This window comes from Limosilactobacillus panis DSM 6035, assembly GCF_001435935.1.
In the GTDB taxonomy this organism is placed as follows: domain Bacteria; phylum Bacillota; class Bacilli; order Lactobacillales; family Lactobacillaceae; genus Limosilactobacillus; species Limosilactobacillus panis.
The window spans coordinates 1-6,707 of record NZ_AZGM01000121.1; the positions used below are offsets into that span (position 1 = coordinate 1).

At 45.3% G+C, this 6,707-nt stretch carries 7 protein-coding genes and 1 riboswitch; of the genes, 6 read left to right on the forward strand and 1 reads right to left on the reverse strand.

Annotation, left to right across the window (positions count from 1 at the left end; translation table 11 throughout):
* Window positions 1-162 precede the first annotated feature (162 nt).
* Together FD32_RS07200 and FD32_RS07205 are read left to right on the forward strand one after the other, a co-directional pair.
* Entirely contained in the window at window positions 163-846 is a 684-nt protein-coding gene (locus FD32_RS07200; protein ID WP_047768743.1) for a VIT1/CCC1 transporter family protein, read from the forward strand.
* A gap of 14 nt (window positions 847-860) precedes the next feature.
* On the forward strand, window positions 861-1,550 hold the full coding sequence (locus tag FD32_RS07205; RefSeq protein WP_420323853.1) for a VIT1/CCC1 transporter family protein: 690 nt from the start codon (window positions 861-863) through the stop codon (window positions 1,548-1,550).
* Window positions 1,551-1,628: 78 nt separating this feature from the next.
* On the opposite strand, the gene FD32_RS07210 is transcribed toward FD32_RS07205, so the two are convergent.
* On the reverse strand, window positions 1,629-2,549 hold the full coding sequence (locus FD32_RS07210) for a cation diffusion facilitator family transporter (RefSeq protein WP_047768741.1): 921 nt from the start codon (window positions 2,547-2,549) through the stop codon (window positions 1,629-1,631).
* Window positions 2,550-2,747: 198 nt separating this feature from the next.
* Here FD32_RS07210 and FD32_RS07215 point away from each other — a divergent pair, with 198 nt between their 5' ends.
* The 4 genes from FD32_RS07215 (at window position 2,748) to FD32_RS07230 (ending at window position 6,504) form a co-directional block, all read left to right on the forward strand.
* Window positions 2,748-3,395 (forward strand): metal-dependent transcriptional regulator, encoded by a 648-nt coding sequence (locus tag FD32_RS07215; RefSeq protein WP_047768739.1) that lies wholly within the window; start codon window positions 2,748-2,750, stop codon window positions 3,393-3,395.
* Window positions 3,396-3,521: 126 nt separating this feature from the next.
* Entirely contained in the window at window positions 3,522-4,196 is a 675-nt protein-coding gene (locus FD32_RS07220) for a phosphatase PAP2 family protein (RefSeq protein WP_047768737.1), read from the forward strand.
* 61 nt (window positions 4,197-4,257) lie between these two features.
* Window positions 4,258-4,731 (forward strand): GNAT family N-acetyltransferase, encoded by a 474-nt coding sequence (locus tag FD32_RS07225; RefSeq protein ID WP_047768735.1) that lies wholly within the window; start codon window positions 4,258-4,260, stop codon window positions 4,729-4,731.
* A 17-nt stretch (window positions 4,732-4,748) separates the two neighbouring features.
* A riboswitch (Lysine riboswitch) is annotated at window positions 4,749-4,924 on the forward strand.
* A gap of 104 nt (window positions 4,925-5,028) precedes the next feature.
* The gene (locus FD32_RS07230; RefSeq protein WP_047768733.1) at window positions 5,029-6,504 is read left to right on the forward strand and encodes an amino acid permease; all 1,476 of its coding nucleotides are present in this window, start codon (window positions 5,029-5,031) and stop codon (window positions 6,502-6,504) included.
* Window positions 6,505-6,707 lie beyond the last annotated feature (203 nt).

The following is a 6,707-nucleotide window of genomic DNA, read 5'->3' on the forward strand; positions in this document are numbered from 1 at the left end:
ACGGTGGTGTGAGAGGTCGGTAATTGAACTAATCAATTACCTCCTACTCGATTATTTGACTTTTAACGATTCTAATCTGCAAAGCATAAATTCAATAAAACATTTGAAGATATCAATTATTATGTTATAATGATTCTAAACTGGCGCGAAGGAGGAAGAAATATGCCAAAGAAAAAGATGTCATTAGCTCAGAAGGTCAATGTCCTCCGTGCAAGTGTAATGGGAGCTAATGATGGCATTATTTCAGTTGCCGGAATTGTTATCGGTGTTGCTGCAGCGACGAGTAATGCCTATTCAATTTTGATTTCTGGACTATCGGGTAGTCTTGCGGGGATGATTTCCATGTGTATGGGAGAATACGTTTCTGTGTCCACCCAAAAGGATTCACAAAAGATGGCGTTAATTAGCGAACGGCAACGGCTTGACGACCAGTACCAACAAGAATTTAATTATGTTCAAAAAAAGTATGAAGCGCAAAATATTGATCCAAAGCTAGCTCACCAAGCAACCACTGAATTAATGAAAAAAGATTCGCTTGGGACGGCTGTTCAAGAACGGTATGGCTTTAATCCCCAGGACTTTACTAGCCCATATGCAGCAGCCATTGCTTCTTTCATATCGTTTCCAACCGGGTCGATTCTACCAATGGTGGCGGTAACGATGGCACCTGCCAATGTCCGGATAATTGCTACCATGGTGGCGGTTTTAATTTCGTCGCTGATTACCGGTTACTTTGCGGCAGTCCTCGGAAAGTCGAACCGCGTTAAGTCAATGATTAGAAACGCCGCTGCTGGCCTGCTCACGATGGGTGTTACTTTCGTGATTGGTCAGTTATTTGCACGTTAGGGGGATGATTTTTGATGGAAATGTGGAAAAAGCGTCAAAAGCAAACGATGGAAGAAAAACTGAATACCCTCCGTGCCGGTGTTTTAGGTTCTAATGACGGTATTTTAACGGTTGTTGGGGTCCTGGTTTCCGTGGCCGCCGCAACGACAGACCGTTTTACAATTTTCATTGCTGGTTTATCAGATCTGCTTGCCTGTGCCTTTTCGATGGCCTCTGGGGAATATGCCTCCGTTTCTACCCAAAAGGATACCGAAAAATCTGCGGTTGCCCATGAAGAAAAATTATTGAAGACCGATTTTGAAGGCGAACTGGCCGCCGTTCAAAAGTACTACGTTGATAAAGGAGTTAGTCCCGAAACCTCAATGGCCATTGCTCGTGATCTATTAAAGAAGAAGCCGCTTGAAACAGTTGTCCGGGTTAAGTATGATATCGAGTTAGGGCACTACCTGAACCCGTGGGACGCCGCTTTTTCGTCTTTATTCTCGGCTGCTGCGGGGGGACTTTCCCCGCTGATGGCAATGACTTTTGCCCCCGAAGCCGACAAGTGGATTGCCGTTATTCTGGCGGTTATTTTAACAAGTGCTCTAACAGCGTTTATCAGTTCAAAGCTCGGTAACGGTTTAGTCAAGATTGCGGTTATTCGAAACATTATCATTGGGTTGATTACAATTACCATCCACTACGGTGTCGGTAAGTTGTTCTAAAATAAATTAGTATTTATACCTATACAAAAAAGCTGGGAGAAAACAATGGTTTCTCGCCAGCTTCTTTTGTAATTAGATTTATTTGTTAATGTGATGATCATTGATCATTTCCCGTTCGTCAGCAACGGTGTTAAAGAGCTCTTCGCCTTTGCCACGGCTACACTCTGCTTGGAGAGTGATGTGGCAAATTCCATACTTTTCGCGTAAAAGCTTTTCCACCTGGGAGTAAATCTGTTCAATCTGACTGAGGGGCTTATCCTCGCAGTTGAGGTGGGCAGAAAAGATGATGTGGTGTTCATCAATCATCCACGCATGGACGTGGTGAACGGCATCGACGCCGTCAATGCTTGTCAGGTCTTTAGCAATCGCCTCGTAGTCGAGGTCGGGCGACGACTGCATCAGAATCCGAATGGTCTGGTTGATAATTGGCAGTGATTCGTAAGCAATGTAAATAGCAACCGCAATAGTTAGGAGTGGGTCTAACCACGGAACGTTGACAAAGATCAAGATGATTCCGCCGATGATAACGGCAACCGACGAAAGGGCGTCACTCAGAACGTGGAGGTAGGTTGCCTTGACGTTTAAATTGTCATGACTGCCGGAATGAAGGAGGGCGGCGGATAGGAAGTTGGCGACAAGCCCGACAATGGCGACAACCATCATAATTGTCCCGTTAATGTGTTGGGGATGACTTAACCGTTGGATGGCCTTACCAATTAAGAAGATGGCAATAATTACCAATAAGAGACTGTTGGTAAGGGCTGAGAGGATTTCCGACCGCCGGTAACCATACGTACTTTTCCGGGTTTCTGGCCGGCCACCGATTTGCTGCGCAAAATAACCTAAAATGATGGAAAAGGAATCGCCCATATTGTGAAAGGCGTCGGAAAGCAGGGCTAGACTACCAGAAATCAGCCCCCCGATAATTTCAACGACTGTGATTAAGACATTTAGCAGGGTAACGGCTAGGAAACGTTGCCCCGTGATTCTCTCTTTCATTATTACTGAATGCTCCTCTGCATATTGATTGCAATTTTTAATAATATTGTATTAAAATGAATGATTGTAGCTAACGAAAAAGTTAGGCAATCCAAACTACTCGGTTTTATATTATGCTATAATCGTAATATATTCAATATCGAGTTATTGTGTTATGACCGTTCGAAGGCCAAAAAATTTATTGAGAGGTGAACTAGATTGACTCCAATGAAGGAAGATTACTTGAAAATCATCTTTGAGCTCGGCGGTAGTCATAAGAAAGTTTCCAACAAGGAAATTTCATTAGGATTAGGAATTGCTGCTGGTTCAGTGACCGAAATGATTTCCAAGTTGGCCGACGAGGGGCTCGTTGTTCACGAACCATACGCCGGAATTTCATTGACAGCAAAGGGCCAAAAGTATGCGGCAGAATTAGTGCGAAAGCACCGGCTATGGGAAACATTCTTAGTGGATAAGTTAAATTACAACTTTGCGGATGTTCACTCAGAAGCAGAAATTCTGGAGCACCAGACGAGCGATCGATTGGCAACCGCCTTAGATGACTATTTACAGCACCCCAAACACTGCCCCCACGGTGGGGTTATTCCTTCAGCTAACGGCAAGTTCCCTGACGTCAGTCACCGCTTATTAGCTGATGCCGAGGATGGTGAAGAGGTCGAATTAGAGCGCTTCTTAGATAATCACGAGCTGTTGACTTACCTAGAAGAACTGCAACTGCGTCCTTCCGAAACAGTCAAGGTTATCCGTCACGAACCGTTCGAGGGACCAATTGTCATTGAAAAGGATGGCAGTGACAAGAAAATCAACGTGTCCTACAAGGCGGCCCATAATATTTTTATTAAATAAGGAGAATTCAAGCGAGGGAGGCAATTGTCTTTCCCGCTTGTTTTTTTAACAAAGCGCTGCGCGAGTAATTTGACTTGTGGTATACTCAAAATAATTGCTAAAAATTAAAATTAGGAGTAATCATATATGTTTATTAAACGCGATAATCATCGCTGGCGTCGATTTGCATTTAGTGGAGGCTTCTTTATCATCTTATTGCTATTGATCAAGTTTAATTCTTCGGTAGCAACGATGATGGACGCCGTCCTGCAATCACTTTTCACCAGCCAGCGCCTTGAAGGCATCGGCTGGTTCCACGCCTTGATGACCTTCTTGTCGTTTATTGCTAGCCCGAAGATGGATATCATCTGGGTGATCATCATTGCCGTTTTTCTATGGTTGAGGCAATGTAAGATTCCCGCAATTTGGTCGGTCTGCACGTTGATCGGTGGGGACTTCTTTGGCGGGGTCTTTAAGCACATTGTTAAGCGGGCCCGACCTTCGCAGCATCTCCCAACTGATGACGGTTATAGTTTCCCAAGTGGTCATACTTTAGGAATCTTTTTGATTGCGGCAATTCTCTTATTAGTGGTTTTGCCGTTGATCCAGCGGCAGTCGGTGCGGACTATTTGCCAGATCTTATTAGTATTTGCTATTTTCTTCTTGGCAATTTCGCGAGTTTACCTGTACGCCCACTGGCCTTTCGATACGATTGGGGCAATGTTGCTGGCGTATGCATGGCTCCAGGTTGCTGAATGGCTGTACGTTGCTTGGGCGCCGCGCCTGCAACGGATTCCAATGTTAGAAGATTCGATTATTTAATGAAACAAGAAAAGAGCTGTGACCTAGTTACAACTCCTTTTTTATTGCCCGGGAAATATTCATGATAGAGACAAAGAGACTAATAGTTAAACCACTGATTACCGATAATGACCACCAGGTTGCCCAGGTGCTGGCTGATCCAGAGTTATTGGACGCTGCCCATATCAGCTTCACGTCATTACCGGCAAGCAGCTTTGAGATTAAAATGTTTTTACAAGCGGTCCAAGTGTTTGGTATTTATCAGAAGGAGGACCCAACTAAATTGTTAGGCCTCATTACCGCCGACCAGACTAACCCGACGCTTTTAACCAATGAATGTGAGATTGGTTACCTTGAACGTCGGTCCGTATGGGGGCAGGGGGTCATGACCGAGGCCTTGCGGGGCTTCTTGGATGGGACCCCACTGGCAATCGTGGCCACCACCGATGAAGACAATGAGCGCTCCCAGCACGTCTTGAAAAATTCTGGTTTTCGGCTAACTGGCCGGGAAGGTAAGCGGTTAATCTGGCGAAGGCCCGCTTGCACTCGGAGTTAATCAGAGTATAATATTTTACAAAATGAAGAGGTTGCGTTTTTCAATAGTAGCCGCTGTGAGGTGAATAAGCACTGGACCAGTGAGTGGAAGGGAAAAACGCCGAAACAGGCTGGAACTTATTTTTCAGTTTGTTGGGTCATGGCTTAAGAGGTTATGGACTGTCGCGGATTTACCGCGGGGCGCTTCCAACGAGTGATTCAATAATTAAGAAGTTAATTGAGTCTGCTAACGGGATGGGCCGTTAGCAGACTTTTTAATTACCCTCTTCAAAATCTGTTTGTTTGGAGGATTTATTTAATGGCAGAAGAGACACAGAACCAGCATTCGACTGGCCACATTAAACGAACATTAAAGACTCGGCACCTGTCAATGATTGCCCTTGGGGGAACCATTGGGACCGGGCTATTTATCACTAGTGGTTCGGCAATTTCGACGGCCGGACCTGGTGGAGCTCTAACGGCTTATGTCATCATGGGAATCATGGTTTTCTTCTTGATGACTAGTCTTGGTGAGATGGCAACCTATATGCCGCTAACGGGATCGTTCTCTGCATACTCAACGAAGTTTGTGGACCCAGCTCTCGGTTTTGCGATGGGGTGGAATTACTGGTTTAACTGGGCGATTACCATCCCGGTTGACGTCACCAGTGCCGGAATTGTGATGAACTTCTGGCTACCCCACGTTCCTAGCTGGGTATTCAGCACCATCGTCTTAGCCCTGATCTTTTTGATTAACTGGTTGTCGGTTCGTTCCTATGGAGAAACGGAATACTGGCTGGCCCTTGTAAAGGTCATTACCGTTATTTTCTTCCTGGTTGTTGGAATTGCAATTATTTTTGGAATCATGGGCGGTAAGCCAGTGGTCCTTTCAAACTTCCATTACAAGCAGGCCCCATTTGTTGGTGGGGTTCCCGCCATTATTAGCGTGTTCCTGGTTGCCGGGTTCTCTTTCCAGGGGACGGAACTGGTCGGTATTACGGCCGGGGAAGCGGCAACGCCTGAGAAGTCGATTTCTAAGGCCATCCATTCTACCTTCTGGCGGATCCTGCTATTCTACATCTTGGCAATCTTTGTCATTGCCTGTGTATTGCCGTACACTAACAAGAACCTGATGAACTCAAACGTTCAAAATATTACGATGAGTCCGTTCACGATTATCTTCAAGCGGGCTGGTTTAGCAGTAGCGGCCAGCATCATGAACGCGGTTATCTTAACCGCCGTTATTTCTGCCGCCAACTCAGGGCTCTATGCCTCAACCCGGATGCTGTATTCTCAGGCCCGGGAGGGATACGCATGGCGCTTTCTTGGCTACGTTAACCGGCGGGGAATCCCAATTTATGCCTTGGTATTTACCATGGTTATTTCAACGTTGGCCTTTGCTACCCAGTTCATTGTTCCCCAGGCCTACGTATACCTGACGGACGCCTCTGGTTTGTGTGGCTTTATTGCCTGGCTGGGAATCGCCATCTCGCACTTCCGCTTCCGCCGGGCTTACATTGCCCAGGGTCACTCGGTTAACGAACTGAAGTACCACGCCACCCTGTACCCATTTGGGCCAATCTTCGCTTTTATTTTGTGCATCATCGTTATTTGTGGGCAAAACGTTGATGCCTTTGCGAAGCTTGATTGGTCCAATATCCTGATTACCTACATGAGTGTGCCACTGTTCTTGATCCTGTTCTTCTACTACAAGATTCGTTACCGGACACACATTATCCCGTTAGACAAAGTGGACTTGAGTAAGAGCACCAAGGGTGAAAAGTACGAAGGCTAGTCGATAATATATTTTAAAATCTTCCCAAAAATTTCCGGGAAGATTTTTTATAAACGGGCAAGGAAACACGTTCTTTTAAGGACGTGATGAATTGCCTATTTTTTAATCTTTTAATCGAACATACGTTTCAGAGTATGATATAATATCCTTAACAGAGAATAGTGTTCAGGTATTAATTAGCTTTGTCGACTGGCCAATGATGA

Bases quoted from the DNA above. Each gene is read 5' to 3' on its own strand.
- FD32_RS07200 (WP_047768743.1), top strand. From the start codon at position 163: ATGCCAAAGAAAAAGATGTCATTAGCTCAGAAGGTCAATGTCCTCCGT.
- FD32_RS07225 (WP_047768735.1), top strand. From the start codon at position 4,258: ATGATAGAGACAAAGAGACTAATAGTTAAACCACTGATTACCGATAAT.
- FD32_RS07210 (WP_047768741.1), bottom strand. From the start codon at position 2,549: ATGAAAGAGAGAATCACGGGGCAACGTTTCCTAGCCGTTACCCTGCTA.
- FD32_RS07220 (WP_047768737.1), top strand. From the start codon at position 3,522: ATGTTTATTAAACGCGATAATCATCGCTGGCGTCGATTTGCATTTAGT.
- FD32_RS07205 (WP_420323853.1), top strand. From the start codon at position 861: ATGGAAATGTGGAAAAAGCGTCAAAAGCAAACGATGGAAGAAAAACTG.
- FD32_RS07230 (WP_047768733.1), top strand. From the start codon at position 5,029: ATGGCAGAAGAGACACAGAACCAGCATTCGACTGGCCACATTAAACGA.